Consider the following 18,834-nt stretch of genomic DNA (forward strand, 5'->3'; position numbering starts at 1 on the left):
GTAGCGCGCCTGACGCCGTGTCAGTCTTCCGGGAGCAGCCGGGCCCGCGTGGCGGCCAGAATTTCGTTCGAGAGCGGCGTGCCTTGCGTGGCCCGCGACAGGATCAACGCGCCGGCCAGCGTAGCCATCTGCGCCAGGGCGGCACTGCGGCGCGCGTCGGCAGCGGCGTCGGGCTGCACGTCGGTCAGGATGTCGAGCAGCGTTTCCAGCCCTTCGTGGAAGGCGGCACGCACCGGCTTGTCGTCGGACTCGCGCGCCACATCGTTGGCCAGCGCCGCCACCGGGCAGCCGGCACCGGCATTGTTGCGATTGCGGGCGGACAGGTAGCCATCGATCAGCGACGACAGTGCGGTGGCATGGTCAGGCGCCTCGCCGACACGCTTGCGCCAGCGCGCCTCGGACTCTTCGAATGCCCGGGTGCAGGCGATGGCCGCAAGCGCATCCTTCGATTCGAAATGGCCGTAGAAGCCGCCATGCGTGAGCCCGGCGGCGCCCATCAGGTCGGCCACGCTGATGCCGTGGAAGCCCTGCTCGCGAAACAGCCGCGAGGACACCTGCTCAATGATGGCGCGGTTCTTCTCCGCTTCCGCTTTCGATACGCGCGGCATGATCTGCTCCAGTTGGCGATGTGGCCGATGGTCCGCCACATCGTCATGCAAGTCAACGCGCGGGCATGGAGGCTTCCTTCGCTTGCGATGCACGCGACGCATCACACGATGGTCGGCCCCTGGCTGCCAAGCGCAGCAAGATACTGCGTCGCGCTGTACGGCGTGGGCTGTCCACGCTGTGCGAGGAAGTAGTGGCGCACGATCTCGCCCTGCTGTTCGAGCTTGTACTGTCCGAGCGCCTTGCCCGATTCCAGCCGGTACCGGTACTGGTTGAAACCGCAGAAGTGCCGGACCTGCTCCAGCCCACCACGCAGCAGCACGTTGATACCTTGCTGGTGCTGCCAGACATGCGTCATCTCGTGGATAAACAACCCCTGCATCGCCAGGCCAGCCACACTGAAGTCATCCAGCCCGCGCAGATTCCGGCCCAGGTAGATATGGCCATTGGGCGTGATGATGTAGTTCGCACCCTGCCAGAAAACGTAGTTGCGATGATGAACGCGGACGGTGGCGTAGTCGACGGTATCCGCGAATACCGAGCGGGCGAGCGACTGCTCGCCGGGAGTGAGGGGGCGGCCTGCGGGCGCCCCCGGAGGCTGCAGGCCGCTCACTTGCCGATACAGAACCGCGTAAAGATTGTCCCCAGCAGGTCGTCGCTGGTGAATTCGCCCGTGATGCTGTTCAGGTGATCCTGTGCGAGGCGAAGCTCTTCGGCGAACAGGTCCAGGGCCTGGGCGTTCTGTTTGGCGCGTTCCACGGCGCAGTCCAGGTGCGATTGGGCGTTGCGCAGTGCGGTGAGATGGCGCTCGCGCGCCAGGAACGTGCCCTCGTTGCCGGACTGCCAGCCGATCAGGCGCAGCAGTTCGCGGCGCATCAGGTCGATGCCGGCGCCGGTGCGCGCCGAGATCCAGATTTCGGTGGGGTTGGGGCCGTTGGCCACCACCACGTGCGGGCGGTTGCCGCCGAAGCCCATCTCGCCGGCCGACGGCGCCATGTCGATCTTGTTGACTACGCGCACGATCGGCGACCCGGGCGGGAGCTGGCCGCTCAGGCGGTCGTCGATGTGATCGTCGATTTCCGAGATGCCGTGTTCGAGGTAGTCGGCCGCGTCCACCAGATGCAGCACGATGTCCGCGCGGCGGATCGCGTCCCAGGTGCGTTCGATGCCGATGCGCTCCACTTCGTCGGCAGCGTCGTCGCGCAGGCCGGCGGTGTCGATGATATGGAGCGGGATGCCGTCGATCTGGATGGTCTCGCGCACGCGGTCGCGCGTGGTGCCGGCGATCGGCGTGACGATGGCCAGTTCCGCGCCCGCCAGCGCATTGAGCAGCGACGACTTGCCGACATTCGGTTGCCCGGCCAGCACGACCGACAGCCCTTCGCGCAGCAACGATCCCTGCCGCGCCTGCTTGAGCACGCCGGCCAGGCTTTCGCGAATGCGCGTGAGCTGGCCGCGGGCGTCGGACGCTTCCAGGAAGTCAATTTCCTCCTCGGGGAAGTCGAGCGTGGCTTCCACCAGCATGCGCAGGTGGATGACCTGCTCGACCAGCGCGTGGATGGCCCGCGAGAACTCGCCCTCCATCGAACGCGCGGCCGAACGTGCGGCGGCCTCGGTGCTGGCTTCGATCAGGTCGGCCACGGCTTCGGCCTGGGCCAGGTCGAGCTTGTCGTTCAGGAAGGCGCGGCGCGTGAATTCACCGGGCTCGGCCACGCGCAGGCCGATGTCCTTGCCGGCTTCCAGGCAGCGCGCCAGCAGCATCTGCATGACTACCGGGCCGCCGTGCCCCTGCAGTTCGAGCACTTCTTCGCCGGTGTAGGAATTCGGTGCCGGAAAGTACAGCGCCAGGCCGTGGTCGATGACCTTGCCGTGGCCGTCCAGGAATGGCAGGTAGGTGGCATGGCGCGGCTGCAGCGCGCGGCCGCAGACGGCACGCATGACGCTGGCGACATCGGGGCCGGATACGCGTACGACGCCGATGCCGCCGCGGCCCGGTGCGGTGGCGATGGCGGCAATGGGAAGCTGGGTTGCAGTCATGTGCAGTATTGTCGCAGATCGCCCCGCGGACCGGATTGGCTGCGGCTCATGCCGGCGCGTCGCTGGGCGGTTCGACCGACAGGCACTCGCACATCAGCCGGCGCGCCACGGCGCCGTCGATCACGGCGCCCAGTTCCGACTGCCGCGCCACCAGCTTCTTGCGCAGACGCTTGCGATAGCGGCCAGGCAGGACATCGGACAGTGCCTCGATGGCATAGCGCAGGCGCTTGTTGCCGATGCGCAGCTTGTGAATGTGCTCGGTCTTCCCGTCGCGGGCAATGCGGGCCCGCTCGCGAACCTTCTCGCGGGCCTTGCGGATGCGCTTCGGTGCGAAGGTTTCGAGTCGGCCCCTGGCGTCCTGCCCTGCAAGATGCAGCAGGTCGCGTTTCAACGTGGGCAGTGGTGCCTGCCGGTAGCGTGACAATCTTGTCATCATCTCGGCGTGGGCAAGCGTGCGCCTGGCCTGGGCGGTCTCGATCAGTGCTACCAGCAACGCGTCTTCGGGCTGCTTCACCAGCGCCGGGGCCAGGGTCTCGGCGATAAAGACGTCCCAGTCGCGCACATCGCCCGCGGCATCGGCCACATCGCGCAGGGCCTGCTTCCAGCGCGCCTTTACCTGGCGGGGCAGCACCGGGCCGAAGGCCCACGCCACCGCGCGCAGATGGCGTACGGCGACGCGCAACTCATGGACATCCTCCACTTCGTCGCGATGCTGGAGTGCGTCCAGGCGATCGTGAACGGCCCCCAGCCCCGATTCGCCCAGGGCAACGAACGCGGCGGCGGGACGCATCTTCCGGTGCAGCACGGACTGACGGCTCATTGCGATGTTTCCGAAGTGGAAAGAGAGTAACTGCGCAACGTCCGTCTAGTGTAGGCGATGGCGCACGCGGTCGCCGTCCGCCACCATCGGATTTCTAGCGCGTGGCCACGATGAACACGCGCGGGAACGGCAGCAGCACGGTGCCGTCGGGCATTGCCGGAAACACCTTGGCCAGCCTGGCCTCGTACTGCCGCAGGTACTCGGCCTTCTCGGCATCGTCCAGCGGCGCCAGGAAGGGCCGCAGACCGCTGCCCTTGAACCATTCGACGATGGCGGCGGGGCCGCCCTTGAGCGGATGCTGGTAGATCGTGCGCCAGATATCCACGCGCGAGCAGTGCGGCTTGAGCAGTTCGTAATACCAGCGCTCCGAGGCCAGCGCGGTGCGGGCATCGGCGGCGGCTGCGAGCTTGGACGCCCAGGGGCCTTCCAGCGCCGTTTCGCGCATCAGCAGGTGCGGCGGCTCGTTGAGGTTGTCCGGCATCTGCACGGCCAGGCTGCCGCCCGGCGCGAGCTTGCCGATCAGCGACGGGAACAGCCTGGCGTGATCGGGCACCCACTGGAACACGGCGTTGGCCAGGATCACATCCCAGGGCCCGCCATCGGCCCATTGCGTGACGTCGGCAATATCGAAGTGCAGGTTCGGCAGGCGCTTGCGCGCGGCGGCGATCATGTCGGCGTCGCTGTCCAGGCCCGCGACCTCCGCGCTGGCGTACCGGGCCGCCAGCACTTCGGTGGAATTGCCCGGCCCGCAGCCTATGTCGACCACCCGCGTGGCGCTGACGGTGGGGATGGCCCCGACCAGGTCCCGCACCGGGCGGGTCCGTTCATCCTCGAATTGCACGTACTGGCTGGCCGACCATGTCATGGTGTATCCCCTTGTCCTGTTAGTGAGCTTAAGTCTTATATAAGACATAAGACTGCAAGGATACGCCGAAAAAGAAAAACCCGGCTGGCAGCCGGGTTTTTCGTGGGTCGGGTTTGCAACCGGGAGGTCAGCTCTTGGCTACCGCCGCGGCCTTGCCCTTGCCGAGCATGCGGTTGATCTGCCACTGCTGGGCAATCGACAGGATGTTGTTCACAACCCAGTACAGCACCAGGCCGGCCGGGAAGAAGAAGAACATGAACGAGAACACCAGCGGCATGATCATCATGACCTTGGCCTGGACGGGGTCCGGCGGGGTCGGGTTCAGCCTGGTCTGCACGAACATCGACACGGCCATCACGATCGGCAGGATGTAGAACGGATCCGGCACCGACAGGTCATGAATCCAGCCCAGCCACGGCGCACCGCGCATTTCCACCGACGACAGCAGCACCCAGTACAGCGCAATGAACACCGGAATCTGGATCACGATCGGCAGGCAGCCGCCGAGCGGATTGACCTTCTCGGTGCGGTACAGCGCCATCATTTCCTGGTTCATCTTCTGCGGGTCGCCCTTGTAGCGCTCGCGGACGGCCGTCATGCGCGGCTGCAGGTCCTTCATCTTGCCCATCGACTTGTAGCTGGCAGCCGACAGCGGGAAGAACACCAGCTTGATCAGCACGGTCAGCGCGATGATCGACCAGCCCCAGTTGTTCAGGAAGCCGTGCAGCTTTTCCAGCAGCCAGAACAGCGGCTTGGCCAGGATGGTCAGCCAGCCATAGTCCTTGACCAGTTCCAGGCCCGGCGTGATCTGCTCGAGCATGCGCTCTTCCTGCGGGCCGGCGAACAGGCGGGCATCGGTGCTCACCGTGGCGCCCGGGGCCAGCTGGCCCAGCGGCTGCTGGATACCCACGCGGTACAGGTTCGGATCGATCTGCTCGGCGTAGAAGCTGTGCTGCTTGCCGTTCTGCGGAATCCAGGCCGAAGCGAAGTAGTGCTGCACCATCGCCACCCAGCCGTTGTCGGTGGCGGCCGGCACGGAGGCCTTGCCCTTGGCGATGTCGTCGAACGTGATCTTGTGGTACTTGTCGGCGTTCGTGTAGATGGCCGGGCCCGTGAACGTGCTGTAGAACTGCGACTGTTCCACCTTGGTGCCGTCACGTGCCAGTTCCAGGTACAGCGTCGGCGAAACCGGCGCCGTGCCGGCGTTCGTCACGTCGAAGCGTGCGTCGACCACATAGCTGCCCTTGCGGAACGTGTAGGTCTTCACAAACTTCACGCCGCCCTTTTCGGCGGTCAGCACGAGGTCGAGCTTGTCCTGGCCCGGTGCCAGCGCACGGGCGCCCGGGGCGACCGTGAACACCGTGGTGTGGTTCGGCAGATCGCCGCCGATCAGGCCGGAACGGGCCAGATAGGTGCGCTGTGCGTCACGTTCGAACAGAACAACCGGCTTGCCGTCCTTCTCGTGCTCGTTGAGCAGTTCCAGGCGCGACAGGATGCCGCCGGCGGTGTCGATCTCGGCACGCACTTCGTCAGTGGTGACGATGACCTTCTCGCCAGCGGGCTGGGCAGCCGCCTGCGGCGCGCCCGGCACGGCGCCCGGTGCCGACGCGCCAGTGGCGTTGGCCTTGGGCACGTCACCCTGCGCCGTGGCACCGCTGGCGCCACCAGCCGGGGCGGCCTGCTGTTGCGTGTTGGCGCTCGGGAAGAACATCGACGCGTGGCCGTTGGCGCGCTGCCAGTTGTCGTAGAGCAGCACGAGGGACATCGAGAAGATGACCCACAGGATGGTGCGTTTGATATCCATGTCTCGCTATGGTCTGGGGAATCAGGGTCTGGGGAGCCGGACCGTGATGGACGGGCGGCCGGATGCGGTGGCTGCGGGAGGCACCGCGGAGGCCTTTCCGTGTACTACAGGCTCGGGCACGGGATCATACCCGCCCTTTGCGAAAGGATGGCAACGGCAGAGTCTGCACGCGGTCATCCACGTGCCACGCGCGGGGCCATGGCTGATGATGGCGTCGCGGGCATAGTCGGAACAAGTGGGCAGGAAGCGGCACTGCGAGCCCAGGTAAGGACTCAGGGCGATCTTGTAGATGCGCAGCAGGGCAAGCAGGATTCGCTTCATGATGATGGTCAGGCTGGCGCGGGAGGCGCGGCAGGTGGGGCCGATGCAGGCGGCTCGCCGGTTGCCGGGACGGTTGGCGCAGGTGGTAGTGGCCTGGCGGCCACATCCAGCAAGCTGCCGAGCTCGGCCCGGCAGGCACGCCGTATGGCCGACCGGCTGGCAAAGTCCGCACGCGGAAACTTTGCCTGCAACCGCAACAGGATATCGCGGCCCGCGAATTGGTCCTGCCGGCTGCGAAACAGTTCCCGCACCATGCGCTTCACGAGGTTGCGCTCGGCGGCGCGCGGCGCAAACTTCTTGCCCACGACGATGCCGAGCCTCGCCTGAGGCTGGCCATTGGCCCTTACGTACAGCACGAAATGCGTGCTGCGACGCCGAGGCCGCAATGCAAAAACGGATGAAAATTCATCCGTCTTTGTCAGCCTCGCGGCTTTGGGAAAGGCATGGGTCGACACGCTGTTCAAAGCTAGCGGACAAGCCGGGCTTCGGCGGCGGCGGTCCTGGCCATCCTGAGTGCGAGGCGCTGGGCCGGACGACAGCAGCAACGCGGACGGCGAACCGTCACGCTGCCTGCCATCCGGGCCGGTCGCCCGGCCCTCAGATTGCCAGGCGCTTGCGGCCCTTGGCGCGGCGAGCGTTGATCACGGCACGGCCGCCGCGGGTCTTCATGCGCACGCGGAAACCATGGGTACGCTTGCGGCGGGTAACGGAAGGTTGGTAGGTACGTTTCATGTTGCACTCTCTGGTTGATCCGGGCTTTCCGGGCGCCGGCCGATGCCGGGGCGCCTTGGCCGCCGCGTATGGTTCGCATGGGGCTGCCGCAATGCGGACGCTCGGTATCCACCGAGGTTGCTGCGGCCATGCCGACGATTCTGGTTCTGTCTTGCTGCCGGCCGCCGCTGGCTCAGGCCGTGTGGGCCGGAAGCGCTGGCGGGGATCAGGCCGCTTGCCTGATGCCGCACATTGTTTACATGTAGCGGAACGGGCCAGACCCGGCGATGCGCATACGTGATCCCCTGCCGCATCGCAGAACCCGCCATTTAACCGATTTTCGTCGCGAGTGTCAAGGCGCCGGATGGCCACTTCCTGCATGTGCGCCACATGTGAGGCGCAAGCCGCCGTGAACGCCGGTGCACCATTGTCCACAACGATCGGTGGGTAACTCTGTGGGTATTCCCGGTCACCTATCGGTGGTACCTCCAGGGGTCAAGTCCTTGTTTCCGATGGATTATCGGGTCCCGGAGCCCCTTGCCTGGCGCGCCTTCCGCTCCGGTTGTGCACACAAATCCACTGATTTTTCACAACTTGTCCACAGGGTTATCCTTTGTGGATAACTTGGACCGGGGGGTACAATCCGGGTCCAAACACTACACGGGCCGCGTGGCGCACGCACAACCCGGGACTGCCTGCCTCGGTATACCGTGATGTATACCCGTTTGAACTGCCGTTGCGATGCACTGCATTCGTGGACGGTGTATTGCCTTTCGCGTTTGAAAAATGACGCAAAAGGCATGTGCAGGGGTTCCGGAACGCAAGCGCCGCGTCCACCCGTGACGTGCCATCGGCGCGATGGCACGGTCACTCAGAAGAACACATGCAAGATTTCTGGCAGGCAGCAGCCGCGCAACTCGAGCGCGAACTGACGCCCCAACAATTCAAAACCTGGATCAAGCCGTTGGCGCCCGTCGCCTTCGACGAGGAAGCGCACGCGCTGCGGATTGCCGCGCCGAACCGCTTCAAGCTCGACTGGGTCAAGAGCCAGTTTTCGGGGCGGATCACCGCGCTTGCGTGCGAATACTGGGAAACGCAGGTTAGCGTTCACTTTGTCCTGGATCCCGCGGCCTCGGGCCGTGCGGCCACTTATACGCAACAGGCCATGCAGCAGGGCGGCCACGATGGCATGACGCCCGCTGCAATGGGTACGGGTGGCGCAGGCTACCCCGGCGCATCGGCGGGCATGCCGGCCGGCATGTCCGGCCAGGGGTATGGCCATGCCCCGGCACCGCATCCGCAATCGCTCCAGGCGGGCGGCTATCACGAGCATGCCGGCCAGCCGAACGGCGGACAACCGGGCTACGGCGCGCCGGCCAGCCAGGCGCCCTACCCGGCCGGCCCGGGTGCCATGCCGCATCGCGGCGCTGCGCCGACCGGCCATCCGCTCCAGGCAGGCGCCAATGTGCCGATGCATGACATGGGCGACATCGACGTGGCCCAGATGGATGCGACCGAAGCCAGCGCCCGTTCCTTCCGCGTGCCGGTCCAGCAGCCGGCCGTCGCCGGCGCGCAGCCGACCGACACGGTGCACGAGCGTTCGCGCCTGAACCCGATCCTGACGTTCGACAACTTCGTGACCGGCAAGGCCAACCAGCTGGCCCGCGCCGCGGCCATCCAGGTGGCGAACAATCCGGGCAAGTCGTACAACCCGCTGTACCTTTATGGCGGCGTCGGCCTGGGCAAGACCCACCTGATTCACGCCATCGGCAACTTCATGCTGATGGAGAACCCGCGCGCACGCATCCGCTACATCCATGCCGAACAATATGTGTCGGACGTGGTGAAGGCCTATCAGCGGAAGGCGTTCGACGAGTTCAAGCGGTACTACCATTCGCTGGACCTGCTGCTGATCGACGATATCCAGTTCTTCTCGGGCAAGAACCGCACGCAGGAAGAGTTCTTCTACGCGTTCGAGGCGCTGATCGCCAACCGCGCGCAGGTGATCATCACCAGCGATACCTATCCGAAGGAAATTACCGGGATCGACGACCGGCTGATCTCGCGCTTCGACTCCGGCCTGACCGTGGCGATCGAGCCGCCCGAGCTGGAAATGCGCGTCGCCATCCTGATGAAGAAGGCCGCGGCCGAAAACGTGAGCGTGCCGGAAGAGGTGGCGTTCTTCGTCGCGAAGCACCTGCGTTCCAACGTACGAGAGCTGGAAGGCGCGCTGCGCAAGATCCTGGCGTTCTCGAACTTCCATGGCAAGGACATCACGATCGAGGTTACGCGCGAGGCGCTCAAGGACCTGCTGACCGTGCAGAACCGCCAGATCTCCGTGGAGAACATCCAGAAGACCTGCGCCGATTTCTACAACATCAAGGTCGCGGACATGTATTCGAAGAAGCGGCCCGCCAACATCGCGCGGCCGCGCCAGATCGCGATGTACCTGGCAAAGGAACTGACGCAGAAGAGCCTGCCGGAAATCGGCGAGCTGTTCGGCGGACGCGACCACACCACGGTGCTGCACGCCGTGCGCAAGATCGCCGACGAGCGTGGCAAGGACGCGCAGCTGAACCACGAGCTGCACGTGCTGGAACAGACGCTCAAGGGCTGATTCGCGGGTTTTGAAGGGCGGCCTTGCCGGGCTGGCATACTACTGGGTGCGCGTCCGGCGGCAAGCGGGCGCCGAAGCAACGGTTGCATCGCGGGAAACCGGCCTCAGATAAGGCTTTGCGGTGAGTCGGGACGAATTGGCGGACGTAGACGCCCGGAGCGTGGCATTTTGTGCACAGTCCGGCGCCCCGCCGGATTCGCCCCGCTTCACCGCAGCGGCTTATCCTTGGTACAATCCGGCATTAACTCTTTGATTCCAAAGTGGAAATTGGATATCGGAGTTTTACCTGATTCCGCGGTCGCCGACGACAAACGACGAAGGATAAATTCAATGCAATTGGTCAAAACCTCGCGAGACAATCTGCTGCGTCCGCTGCAAATCGTGAGCGGCATCGTGGAGCGCCGCCACACCCTCCCGATCCTGGCCAACCTGCTGATTCGCAAGTCCGGCTCGAACGTATCCTTCCTCTCGACCGACATCGAGATCCAGATCACCACGCACGCCGAGTGCGGCGTGGGCAGCGACGACGTAGCCACCACCGTGGCCGCGCGCAAGCTGCTGGACATCCTGCGCGCGATGCCCGACGGCGACGTGGCGCTGTCGCTCAACGACAAGCGCATGACCGTGCAATCGGGCAAGAGCCGCTTTGCACTGCAGACGCTGGCCGCGGAGGAATTCCCGACCGTTGCCGAAGCCGCCGAATTCAACGCGAGCGTGAGCCTGCCGCAGAAGACGTTCAAGCATCTGCTGGCGATGGTGCATTTCGCGATGGCCCAGCAGGACATCCGCTACTACCTGAACGGCATGCTGCTGGTAGTGGACGGCAAGAAGGTCATGGCCGTCGCCACGGACGGCCACCGCCTGGCGTACTGCGGCGTGGAGCTGGAAAACGAAGCTGCCGGCGTGGGCTCGCGCCAGGAAGTGATCATCCCGCGCAAGACCATCCTGGAACTGCAGCGCCTGCTGGAAGACACCGACGATCCCGTCCAGGTGCAGCTGGCCGCGAACCAGGTCAAGTTCTCGTTTGCCAACGTGGAACTGATCAGCAAGCTGGTGGAGGGCAAGTTCCCGGACTTCCAGCGCGTGATCCCCAAGGGCTACAAGAACGCGTTCGCGATCGACCGCGTGCAGCTGCAACAGGCGCTGCAGCGTACCGCGATCCTGACCACCGACAAGTTCAAGGGCGTGCGCTGCATTCTGGATACGCACGTGCTGAAGATCAGCTCGACCAACGCCGACCAGGAAGAGGCGCAGGAAGAACTGGAACTCGACTATTCGGGCGACGCGCTCGATATCGGCTTTAACGTGACCTACCTGCTCGACGTACTCGGCAACCTCAAGAGCGAGCAGGTGCAGGTCAGCCTCGGCGACTCCAATTCGAGTGCGCTGATTACCGTGCCGGAAGACGACAACTTCAAGTACGTCGTGATGCCGATGCGCATTTGATGGCCAGCACCGAGTCGCCATCCATACACAATCGGGCACACATCGCAGCAGGGGCCGGGTCTACGGGATCCGCCCCTTTTGCCGTTTTTAAGTAACCCGCAACTGCGGACGTTCCGCACCCGCCGCCGCCCGGCGCAGGTTCGGATTTCTCCGCATTTGCCGTGAGTATCGTGAGTAGGAAAACATGACCGATCAGCAGAAACCGCAGCAGGAAAACACTTACGGCGCCTCTTCGATCCAGATCCTGGAAGGCCTGGAAGCGGTGCGCAAGCGTCCCGGCATGTATATCGGCGATACGTCGGACGGCACCGGCCTGCACCACCTGGTGTTCGAGGTGCTCGACAACTCGATCGACGAGGCCCTGGCCGGCTACTGCACCGAGATCCAGGTCACGATCCATACCGACAACTCGATCTCGATCGTCGACAACGGCCGTGGTATTCCGCCGGCCGTCAAGTTCGACGACAAGCACGAGCCGAAGCGCAGCGCGGCGGAAATCGCCATGACCGAACTGCACGCCGGCGGCAAGTTCAACCAGAACAGCTACAAGGTGTCTGGCGGCCTGCACGGCGTGGGCGTGTCGTGCGTGAACGCACTGTCGAAGTGGCTGCGCCTGACCGTGCGCCGTGACGGCCAGGTCAACCTGATCGAATTCGCCAAGGGCGAGGTGCAGAACCGCATCATCGAGACCGTGGCCGGCCCGGACGGCCAGCCCGTGGAAGTCTCGCCGATGAAGATCGTTGGCGCCACCGACAAGCGCGGCACCGAGGTGCACTTCCTGGCCGACGAGGAAATCTTCACGAACGTCGAGTTCCACTACGAGGTGCTGTCCAAGCGCATCCGCGAACTCTCGTTCCTGAACAACGGCGTGCATATCAAGCTGCTGGACCAGCGCACCGGCAAGGAAGAGGATTTCGCGTTCTCGGGCGGCGTGAAGGGCTTCGTGGAGTACATCAACCGCGCCAAGACCACGCTGCATCCGAACATCTTCTATGCGAACGCAGAGAAGGACGGCATTTCCGTGGAAGTGGCCATGCAGTGGAACGATGGCTACAACGAGCAGGTGCTCTGCTTCACGAACAACATTCCGCAGCGCGACGGCGGTACCCACCTGACGGGCCTGCGCGCGGCGATGACGCGTGTCATCAACAAGTACATCGAAGAAAACGAGATCGCCAAGAAGGCCAAGATCGAAACCAGCGGCGACGACATGCGCGAAGGCCTGGCCTGCGTGCTGTCGGTGAAGGTGCCCGAGCCGAAGTTCAGCTCGCAGACCAAGGACAAGCTGGTCTCGTCCGAAGTGCGCCTGCCCGTGGAAGAACTGGTCGGCAAGGCGCTGACGGACTTCCTGCTGGAAACGCCGAACGACGCCAAGATCATCTGCGGCAAGATCGTCGACGCCGCGCGTGCCCGTGAAGCTGCCCGCAAGGCGCGTGAAATGACGCGCCGCAAGGGTGTGATGGACGGCATGGGCCTGCCGGGCAAGCTGGCCGACTGCCAGGAGAAGGACCCGGCGCAGTCCGAACTGTTCCTGGTGGAGGGTGACTCCGCAGGCGGCTCGGCCAAGCAGGGCCGCGACCGCAAGTTCCAGGCAATCCTGCCGCTGAAGGGCAAGATCCTGAACGTGGAGCGTGCGCGTTTCGACAAGATGCTGTCCAGCCAGGAAGTGCTGACGCTGATCACCGCGCTGGGCACGGGCATCGGCAAGGAAGACTACAACCTCGAAAAGCTGCGCTACCACCGCATCATCATCATGACCGATGCTGACGTCGACGGCTCGCACATCCGCACGCTGCTGCTGACGTTCTTCTACCGCCAGATGCCGGACATCATCGAGCGCGGCTACGTCTACATCGCGCAGCCGCCGCTGTACAAGATCAAGCACGGCAAGGAAGAGCGCTACATCAAGGACGATACCGAGCTGAACGCGTACATGCTGAAGCTTGCGATGGAAAAGGCCGGCCTGGTGCGTCCGGACGGCAGCGAGATCAATGGCGACGCGCTGAGCGAACTGGCCCGCCAGTACCAGCTGGCCGAAGGCGTGATCGGCCGCTTGTCGCGCATCGTCGATGTCGAGGCACTGCGCGCGATCGCCGACGGCGTGGCGCTGGATCTCGACAGTGCTGCCGCTGCCGAGGCATCGGCCGTGGCGCTGAAGGCCAAGCTTGCCGAAATGCATGCCAAGACGCTGATCGGTGCCGCCGTGAACGATGACGGCACGGCCGACGTCTACGCGCAATTCGACGAGAAGACCGACAAGCACCGCCTGATGATTGCCCGTCGCCACCACGGCAACGTGCGCCTGTCGCACCTGGATGCGGACTTCGTGCACGGTGCCGACTACGCGGCGCTGTCGCGCGCGGCCACCACGTTCCAGGGCCTGATCCCGGACGGCACCAAGGTCAAGCGTGGCGAAGGCGAAAAGCAGCGCGAGCAGACCGTGGCGGACTTCCACCAGGCCATGCAGTGGCTGCTGACCGAAGCCGAACGCGGCGTTTCGCGCCAGCGCTACAAGGGTCTGGGCGAAATGAACCCCGAGCAGCTGTTCGAAACCACGCTCGACGTGACGCAACGCCGCCTGCTGAAGGTACAGATCGAAGACGCCATCGCGGCAGACCAGATCTTTACGACGCTGATGGGCGACGAAGTGGAACCGCGCCGCAACTTCATCGAGAGCAACGCGCTGGTCGCGCGAAATATCGACGTTTGAGTTGTTGGTGTAGATAGGCGCATAACCTGAGAATCTTGGACCCATAAGTTGAGAAACTTATGGGTCTTTTGCATTGATAGGTTGGATTTATTGATGATTCATCGTCGGGCCCCGCCCGTTCCCGAATCGCTGTCAGTACCTGCACAATCTGCGTCATCGCACAAACCATGCACAGGCCGTACAGTCCCATGCACTCTTGTCTGGGATAATGCGGCCAGCTTAACGACAATCTGTTGATTTGCACTGAGAACTGACCCACCTGACCCGGTAATTTGCATCGAATGTTGACCCACGTGTAGAACACTGTCCTGCTCGGCAACGGGCGGGAGTTCGGAGTGATCGACGTGGCCATTTTGAGCATCATTCGACGCTGGCACCTGCGCGACCAGATCCCGCTTCGCGAGATCGCCAGGCGCCTTGGTATTTCCCGCAACACTGTTAGGCGTTACCTGCGTGCAGACGTCACGGTGCCTGCCTATCCGACGCGACACAGCCCCAGCAAGCTCGACGGCTACGCCGCCAAGCTGTCGGCCTGGCTTAAGACCGAAGCCAACAAGCCGCGCAAGCAACGGCGTACTCTCAAGCAAATCCACGCTGACTTGTGTGCACTCGGATTCACCGGATCCTATGACCGCGTGGCGGCTTTCGCACGCCGCTGGCGCCAGGAGCTACAGCAGCAATCGAAGGCCGCGAGCAAAGGCACGTTCATTCCTTTGCGTTTTGCCGAGGGCGAAGCCTTTCAGTTCGACTGGAGCGAGGACTGGGCAGTCATTGCCGGCGAGCGTACAAAGCTGCAAGTCGCGCAATTCAAGCTCAGCCATAGCCGGGCATTTTTCCTACGCGCATATCTCCTGCAGACTCACGAGATGCTGTTCGATGCCCATCAGCACGCCTTTACTGCCTGGGGTGGCATCCCGCGGCGCGGCATCTACGACAACATGAAGACGGCGGTGGATCGGGTTCGGCGCGGCAAGCTGCGCGACGTGAACCTGCGCTTCAGCACCATGGTCAGCCATTACCTGTTCGATGCCGAGTTTTGCAATCCGGCCTCTGGCTGGGAGAAGGGGCAGATAGAGAAGAACGTCCAGGACAGCCGCCATCGCATCTGGCAGCGGATCCCGTCATTTGGCTCGCTCGACGCGCTCAACGACTGGTTGGCCGATCAGTGCGTGCTGCTTTGGCAACAGACCCGTCACCCCGAGCTCGACATGACGATATGGGAAGCGTGGTCTCAGGAACGCCCCCATCTCATGCCCGTAGGTCAGGCGTTTGATGGCTTCGTGGAGCACACCAAGCGCGTCTCGCCGACCTGCCTCGTACACTTTGATCGCAACCGTTACAGCGTGCCAGCCTCATATGCCAATCGGCCCATCAGCTTGCGTGTTTATGCCTCGCGCCTGGTGTTCGTTGCCGAAGGGCATGTCATTGCCGAGCACGTACGCTGCATCAGTCGAAGCCACGGCCATGGCAGCACGATCTATGACTGGCGTCACTATCTGGCCGTTCTGCAGCGCAAGCCCGGTGCACTACGCAACGGCGCGCCATTCGCCGAGCTTCCCGATGGATTCAAGCGTCTGCAGCGCATCTTGCTGAAGCGAACCGGTGGCGATCGCGAGATGGTGGAGGTGTTGGCGCTGGTCCTGTTGCACGATGAGCAGGCAGTGCTGATGGCCGTTGAGCTTGCGCTGGAGACCGGCGCGCCTTCCAAGCAGACAGTCCTCAATATTCTTAGCCGTCTGCTGCAGGGCGAGCCCATTTCGCCCATTACCGCCCCGCAGGCGCTGGCATTACGCGTCGAGCCCGAGGCCAATGTTGGCCGCTACGACACGCTGCGGGAGGTCAATCATGCAGCATGAGGTCATGGTGGAGATGCTCAAGGCGCTGAAGCTTCATGGCATGGCGCAGGCGCTTGGCGATCTGGCGGAACAGGACTCACCCGCTTACCAGGCTGCGGTGTCCATTCTGTCGCGGCTGCTCAAGGCCGAACTCTCGGAGCGCGAGGTCAGGTCCCTGGCCTACCAGATGAAGGTGGCCAAGTTTCCGGCGTATCGGGATCTGGTCGGCTTCGATTTCAGTTGCAGTGAAGTGAACGAGGCTCTTGTGCGGCAACTCCATCGATGCGAGTTCCTCGAGTCGGCCCACAACGTCGTCTTGGTAGGTGGACCGGGTACGGGCAAAACGCACATTGGGACCGCCATCGGCGTGCAAGCTGTGGAGCATCACCATCGCCGGGTCAGGTTCTTCTCGACGGTCGAACTGGTCAACCTGCTGGAGCTAGAGAAGTCGACCGGCAAACCAGGCCACATGGCCACGCGACTTATGTACACGGATCTGGTGATCCTGGACGAATTGGGCTATCTACCATTCAGCCAGGCTGGAGGCGCCATGCTGTTTCACCTTATCAGCAAGCTATACGAGCGCACCAGTGTGATCATCACGACAAACCTGAGCTTTGGCGAGTGGTCGGCCGTGTTCGGTGACGCCAAGATGACCACCGCCTTACTGGACCGCCTCACACATCACTGCCACATCGTGGAGACAGGCAACGACAGCTACCGCTTCAAGCACAGCACCACTCAACCCAAGAAGGAGAAACGGACCGCCAAGCAAACACCGCCTCAAGACGAAGCATGAACCCAGGGTGGGTCAATTTTCGATGCAAATGCTGGGTCCGTTTTCCGTGCAAATCAACAGCGCTGATTCTCGGTCGAATACTGCTGATGTTCGGTCGACATGCGGACATACTCCGCTGCCCGTCCTGCCAAGGAGTCGGCTACGACTGCTGCACCCGCGTTATTGGATGACATTTCTCACTCCGCAACTCAGACATAGACCGCGGAAGGCACCGAGCACAAGGAAGCCTCAAATGCGAGCACCACAGCTTCACATCAGGTGGTGGCGTTTGAAAGCGAACCTTGGTGAGGCAAGGTTAGCAGGCACGACGCCAGGGTGAATCACGTCATCTCTTTGCAATCATATGGGTGGCGCTGTGGGTGCAGACAGCACGGCGATGTGGACGGTCCACGCGTCCATTTTTGCAACGCCCGCCTCATCTGCATGGCGCAGCACGTAGAAGCCCGAACCCAGCTGGCGATGGCGCCCGAAGACGTTCATGTTTGCAATCGGCTTGAAAGTCCGCCGTGAATTGCGTAGCCGCTGCATGCTCCGGTTGCGCTCGCAATACACTGGATGTGCAGCTCGATATTCGCGCCAATAGCCTGAGTGGGTCGAGCGCCACTTCGCCTGGGCCCGCGCCTGGTTATCGCGATAATCGTTGTCGGTACGAAGCCGGCGGTTTTGCCAGTCACGTCGACGAGCGCGCTGGCAGGCTTTCGAGGAGCAATAACGCTGGTGGGGAACATGCAGCAGCGGCACGAACGCGTTGCCACAGGCGAGACATAGGCGGGTCGATTTCATGAATGCCCTCCAGGTCGGTTGCGACGGGCGCACGCAGACGTCTCGACCTGTCACGACGGACGCTGGAGCGCCAGAAACATACAATTTTCGGACAGTCTTCCAGACGAATCGCACATTTTTCGGACGAGTCACGACCGTCGATGCCCGAAGTCGCACATGTTTCGGTCAACCCGAAAGTCACTGGTCGATTTCATGGGCTCTCACCAGCTCGGTTGTTACGGGCGCGCGGCCGTCTCGCCCCGCCCCCGAAATCACCGGCCTGAGACTGGATAGAGGGTTTTTCGGTGCGCACGCAGCAGATTCCCATCACCCGCGAAAATCGCTAGAATTTGCTTACTTCAAGCGGACTTTTTGAAAAACTGCGTGCGAGCGCGAACGTCGTCCGCTGATGGGACAGGTTCAATCAGCCGCTCGCCCGGCACCAGGCTCGAGAAGGCCACAGGCGGAATTTCTCATTTTACGGGTTCCGTTTTCTCGCCTTATGGGTGCGCCCTCCCCGCAAATCCTTGCCCAGCAAGGCTCTCTTTCTTAGCTTTTGTATCCGTCTACAGTTGGCAGACGCAAAAAAATCCCGGCTCCAGGCCGGGATTTTTTTTGGTGCTTTTACGATGCCCTCCGGGGCTGCTCGCGCTGGTCAAACTATGTCGAGCTCGCGCACGGATTTTCGCTTGCGCCGGACGTCCACCAGATTGCGGATCTCTTCGCGCAACGCGTTTCCGTTGGGGATGGCCCGGATGACGATGGCAGGCGTCGAGGCGTCGAGGCTTGATCGCCGGCTGCCTTCACCACACCCCCGGTAACATCCGCCAGGTCCGCGCGCAATAGCGTGCGTATTCGTCTCCGAACTGCTCCCGTAGCAGAGTCTCCTCGGCCCGGATGCGCGCGAGCAGGGGCCATAGCGTCAGCGCTGTCAGCAGCACGCCGAGCACCGACCGGAACACCAGCACCCACCCCAGCGAACTGACCACAAGCCCCAGGTAGCTCGGATTCCGGATCACGCCGTAGATGCCGGTGGTCACCAGCGTGTGGCCGGGCTGGATGGCCACCAGACCGCTGAACCGCTTGCCGAGGACGAACACCGGCCAGAGCCGCAGCGTGCTGCCGACGACGAACAGGAACAGGCCGGTCCAGCGCACCGCTTCATCACCGATTGTCCAGAAGTTGAGCCGATCAGTCAGTGCCGGCACGTAGCCCGCCAGCAGTCCGAGCACGCCAAACGCGATCAGCACCCAGCGGTTGTCGCGATCCTCGCGCTCCCCGGCGCTGAGGTTGCCGCCGGAGAAGATCGCGATAACGGCCATGCCCATGGTGGCGGCTGCGGCGGCGGTGCGGACGGGGTTGGCGAAGTAGGCGCCGACGCCGCCCCAGCCGGCGATGGGCAGCGCCAGGTATGCGAGCGAACCCGCAATGGTGAAGAACGCCGGGCCGGGAGTGGGTCGCATAGGGCCTCCGTCTGCAGTGGGCTTCACCTGGCAGGGTA

At 63.5% G+C, this 18,834-nt stretch carries 16 protein-coding genes; 5 read left to right on the forward strand and 11 right to left on the reverse strand.

Going from position 1 to position 18,834, the window contains the following annotated elements:
- Positions 1-20 precede the first annotated feature (20 nt).
- The 9 genes from ACOABP_RS09070 to rpmH all read right to left on the reverse strand — a co-directional run bounded on the left by ACOABP_RS09070 (position 21) and on the right by rpmH (position 7,185).
- The gene (locus ACOABP_RS09070) at positions 21-608 is read right to left on the reverse strand and encodes a TetR/AcrR family transcriptional regulator (protein ID WP_474224608.1); all 588 of its coding nucleotides are present in this window, start codon (positions 606-608) and stop codon (positions 21-23) included.
- A gap of 101 nt (positions 609-709) precedes the next feature.
- Complete coding sequence (locus tag ACOABP_RS09075; protein WP_474224609.1) at positions 710-1,219, reverse strand: hypothetical protein; 510 nt, start codon at positions 1,217-1,219, stop codon at positions 710-712.
- Positions 1,216-2,643: a tRNA uridine-5-carboxymethylaminomethyl(34) synthesis GTPase MnmE gene (mnmE, locus tag ACOABP_RS09080; protein ID WP_474224611.1), complete on the reverse strand. Its 1,428-nt coding sequence runs from the start codon at positions 2,641-2,643 to the stop codon at positions 1,216-1,218. Before mnmE ends, ACOABP_RS09075 begins: the two co-directional genes overlap by 4 nt.
- A gap of 46 nt (positions 2,644-2,689) precedes the next feature.
- Positions 2,690-3,463 (reverse strand): CHAD domain-containing protein, encoded by a 774-nt coding sequence (locus tag ACOABP_RS09085; RefSeq protein ID WP_474224613.1) that lies wholly within the window; start codon positions 3,461-3,463, stop codon positions 2,690-2,692.
- A 94-nt stretch (positions 3,464-3,557) separates the two neighbouring features.
- A complete protein-coding gene (tam, locus tag ACOABP_RS09090) occupies positions 3,558-4,328 on the reverse strand; it encodes a trans-aconitate 2-methyltransferase (RefSeq protein ID WP_474224615.1) in 771 nt (256 codons plus the stop codon).
- 127 nt (positions 4,329-4,455) lie between these two features.
- On the reverse strand, positions 4,456-6,132 hold the full coding sequence (yidC, locus tag ACOABP_RS09095; protein WP_474224617.1) for a membrane protein insertase YidC: 1,677 nt from the start codon (positions 6,130-6,132) through the stop codon (positions 4,456-4,458).
- Positions 6,133-6,153: 21 nt separating this feature from the next.
- A complete protein-coding gene (gene yidD, locus ACOABP_RS09100; protein ID WP_474224619.1) occupies positions 6,154-6,453 on the reverse strand; it encodes a membrane protein insertion efficiency factor YidD in 300 nt (99 codons plus the stop codon).
- Between the two features lie 8 nt (positions 6,454-6,461).
- Positions 6,462-6,908, reverse strand: coding sequence for a ribonuclease P protein component (gene rnpA, locus ACOABP_RS09105; protein ID WP_474224621.1), 447 nt, complete (start codon positions 6,906-6,908; stop codon positions 6,462-6,464).
- Positions 6,909-7,050: 142 nt separating this feature from the next.
- The gene (gene rpmH / locus ACOABP_RS09110; protein WP_008650850.1) at positions 7,051-7,185 is read right to left on the reverse strand and encodes a 50S ribosomal protein L34; all 135 of its coding nucleotides are present in this window, start codon (positions 7,183-7,185) and stop codon (positions 7,051-7,053) included.
- Between the two features lie 862 nt (positions 7,186-8,047).
- Here rpmH and dnaA point away from each other — a divergent pair.
- The 5 genes from dnaA (at position 8,048) to istB (ending at position 16,571) form a co-directional block, all read left to right on the forward strand.
- Entirely contained in the window at positions 8,048-9,781 is a 1,734-nt protein-coding gene (gene dnaA / locus ACOABP_RS09115; protein WP_474224624.1) for a chromosomal replication initiator protein DnaA, read from the forward strand.
- A 330-nt stretch (positions 9,782-10,111) separates the two neighbouring features.
- Entirely contained in the window at positions 10,112-11,227 is a 1,116-nt protein-coding gene (gene dnaN / locus ACOABP_RS09120; protein WP_066734617.1) for a DNA polymerase III subunit beta, read from the forward strand.
- Positions 11,228-11,411: 184 nt separating this feature from the next.
- Positions 11,412-13,937 carry a DNA topoisomerase (ATP-hydrolyzing) subunit B gene (gene gyrB, locus ACOABP_RS09125; protein ID WP_474224626.1) on the forward strand — a complete coding sequence of 842 codons (2,526 nt, stop codon included), beginning with the start codon at positions 11,412-11,414 and terminating at the stop codon, positions 13,935-13,937.
- A gap of 335 nt (positions 13,938-14,272) precedes the next feature.
- Positions 14,273-15,793 (forward strand): IS21 family transposase, encoded by a 1,521-nt coding sequence (istA, locus tag ACOABP_RS09130; RefSeq protein ID WP_474224628.1) that lies wholly within the window; start codon positions 14,273-14,275, stop codon positions 15,791-15,793.
- Complete coding sequence (gene istB, locus ACOABP_RS09135; protein WP_066736875.1) at positions 15,783-16,571, forward strand: IS21-like element helper ATPase IstB; 789 nt, start codon at positions 15,783-15,785, stop codon at positions 16,569-16,571. Before istA ends, istB begins: the two co-directional genes overlap by 11 nt.
- Positions 16,572-16,910: 339 nt before the next feature.
- On the opposite strand, the gene ACOABP_RS09140 is transcribed toward istB, so the two are convergent.
- Both ACOABP_RS09140 and ACOABP_RS09145 read right to left on the reverse strand, forming a co-directional pair.
- Positions 16,911-17,354 (reverse strand): hypothetical protein, encoded by a 444-nt coding sequence (locus ACOABP_RS09140; RefSeq protein ID WP_474224630.1) that lies wholly within the window; start codon positions 17,352-17,354, stop codon positions 16,911-16,913.
- 782 nt (positions 17,355-18,136) lie between these two features.
- The gene (locus ACOABP_RS09145; protein WP_474224632.1) at positions 18,137-18,796 is read right to left on the reverse strand and encodes a methyltransferase family protein; all 660 of its coding nucleotides are present in this window, start codon (positions 18,794-18,796) and stop codon (positions 18,137-18,139) included.
- Positions 18,797-18,834 lie beyond the last annotated feature (38 nt).

It is taken from the genome of Cupriavidus sp. HE11, from assembly GCF_056097175.1.

Excerpts from the sequence above, each read along its gene's own strand:
- ACOABP_RS09070 (WP_474224608.1), bottom strand. The coding sequence starts at position 608 with ATGCCGCGCGTATCGAAAGCGGAAGCGGAGAAGAACCGCGCCATCATT.
- mnmE (WP_474224611.1), bottom strand. The coding sequence starts at position 2,643 with ATGACTGCAACCCAGCTTCCCATTGCCGCCATCGCCACCGCACCGGGC.
- ACOABP_RS09085 (WP_474224613.1), bottom strand. The coding sequence starts at position 3,463 with ATGAGCCGTCAGTCCGTGCTGCACCGGAAGATGCGTCCCGCCGCCGCG.
- tam (WP_474224615.1), bottom strand. The coding sequence starts at position 4,328 with ATGACATGGTCGGCCAGCCAGTACGTGCAATTCGAGGATGAACGGACC.
- yidC (WP_474224617.1), bottom strand. The coding sequence starts at position 6,132 with ATGGATATCAAACGCACCATCCTGTGGGTCATCTTCTCGATGTCCCTC.
- yidD (WP_474224619.1), bottom strand. The coding sequence starts at position 6,453 with ATGAAGCGAATCCTGCTTGCCCTGCTGCGCATCTACAAGATCGCCCTG.
- rpmH (WP_008650850.1), bottom strand. The coding sequence starts at position 7,185 with ATGAAACGTACCTACCAACCTTCCGTTACCCGCCGCAAGCGTACCCAT.
- dnaA (WP_474224624.1), top strand. The coding sequence starts at position 8,048 with ATGCAAGATTTCTGGCAGGCAGCAGCCGCGCAACTCGAGCGCGAACTG.
- dnaN (WP_066734617.1), top strand. The coding sequence starts at position 10,112 with ATGCAATTGGTCAAAACCTCGCGAGACAATCTGCTGCGTCCGCTGCAA.
- gyrB (WP_474224626.1), top strand. The coding sequence starts at position 11,412 with ATGACCGATCAGCAGAAACCGCAGCAGGAAAACACTTACGGCGCCTCT.
- istB (WP_066736875.1), top strand. The coding sequence starts at position 15,783 with ATGCAGCATGAGGTCATGGTGGAGATGCTCAAGGCGCTGAAGCTTCAT.
- ACOABP_RS09140 (WP_474224630.1), bottom strand. The coding sequence starts at position 17,354 with ATGAAATCGACCCGCCTATGTCTCGCCTGTGGCAACGCGTTCGTGCCG.
- ACOABP_RS09145 (WP_474224632.1), bottom strand. The coding sequence starts at position 18,796 with ATGCGACCCACTCCCGGCCCGGCGTTCTTCACCATTGCGGGTTCGCTC.